Source organism: Prevotella conceptionensis 9403948 (assembly GCF_000312305.1).
In the GTDB taxonomy this organism is placed as follows: Bacteria; Bacteroidota; Bacteroidia; order Bacteroidales; family Bacteroidaceae; genus Prevotella; species Prevotella conceptionensis.
The window spans coordinates 1-1,150 of the sequence record NZ_HE999483.1 but is presented as its reverse complement, the minus strand read 5'-3'; the positions used below and the strand labels follow the sequence as shown (position 1 = coordinate 1,150).

1 protein-coding gene is annotated in these 1,150 nt (G+C 37.0%); it reads left to right on the top strand.

Going from position 1 to position 1,150, the window contains the following annotated elements:
• A partial coding sequence (locus BN93_RS15820) for a C10 family peptidase (RefSeq protein WP_044261176.1) occupies window positions 1-1,047 on the top strand: 1,047 nt, incomplete at its 5' end.
• Window positions 1,048-1,150: the final 103 nt, after the last annotated feature.

The following is a 1,150-nucleotide window of genomic DNA, read 5'->3' as shown; positions in this document are numbered from 1 at the left end:
GTAAGTTCAGATTGCCGTTTCCCTTATGTTATTGCCTTTTCTGAGGAAGGAGATTTCTTTTCACCAAACGAAACAGCAGATTTGATGATAAAAAATGCAATGAACATAGCCTTGCAAGAGATTGCCGTAATTAAGCAATGCGAAGATTCTCTTCGTGAAAAAACAAAAGCTTATGTCAATATGCAAATTAGAAAGAAGGGGATGAAACATGTAGAATACCTTGTAAACAATACTCCTGTAACACGTAGTTCTGCCACAGACAATCCCTCTGGGCAATTATATAAAATAGTTGAGCCTATGCTAAAAACAAAATGGAATCAGACAAGTCCTTATAATCTTTATGTGCCTAAATGTCCCCCAGAATATGATTTTGGCTATGGTTATGACGGACGCCATCCTGCAGGGTGTACAATTATTGCTTGGGCACAAGTCTTGGCGTATTTACAACCGAATATCAATGACATTACAACTCCTGAAGGACAGAAATTTTATTGGGGTAATTTAGGAAGTTATTCTCCGAATTTTTGGGGATACCATGAGCTTACTGAGGAAGATAAAAGGTTAGCCTCTTTAATAAAGAATCTTGCAGATGGAAGCGGCACAAAATTTACAAGTGAAGGAGGTTCTGTTTCTGTAGATGCAGTTGCAAATTATGTAAAAAAATGGAATGTCCATATTGATGGAAAAAACTCTTGTACTTTCCAAAACATGGCAAACTCTTTAAATTCAAGAAGACCAGTTATATGTAGAGGAACTGCAAGAGCCATCAGAGGAACAAGAGCAACAAGAGCATTTACCAATGGTTCACATGCTTGGGTTGTTGATGGTTATCAAATTCGCGTTCGTCCCTCTAATGTGGCTCCTTCACCAAAACAACCTCGCAGGATCTTAAAGAGGTACAATGTTTATTGCCATGCTAATATGGGATGGGGAGGAAGTTTTGATGGTTGGTATTTATATCGTTATGACGGAAGTATTGACTTCGATTGTGGAGGAGATTTGTACGATATAAATTTGGCATGTTATCCAAATGCTCGTTTAAACTAACATCTTTTGGCAATCTCGCTATTCAAACGAGATTGCCTTTTCTTTAAATGCTTATAGAATATGCGTTTAAAATTGAACAATACAATATATATAGTTTGCGCTA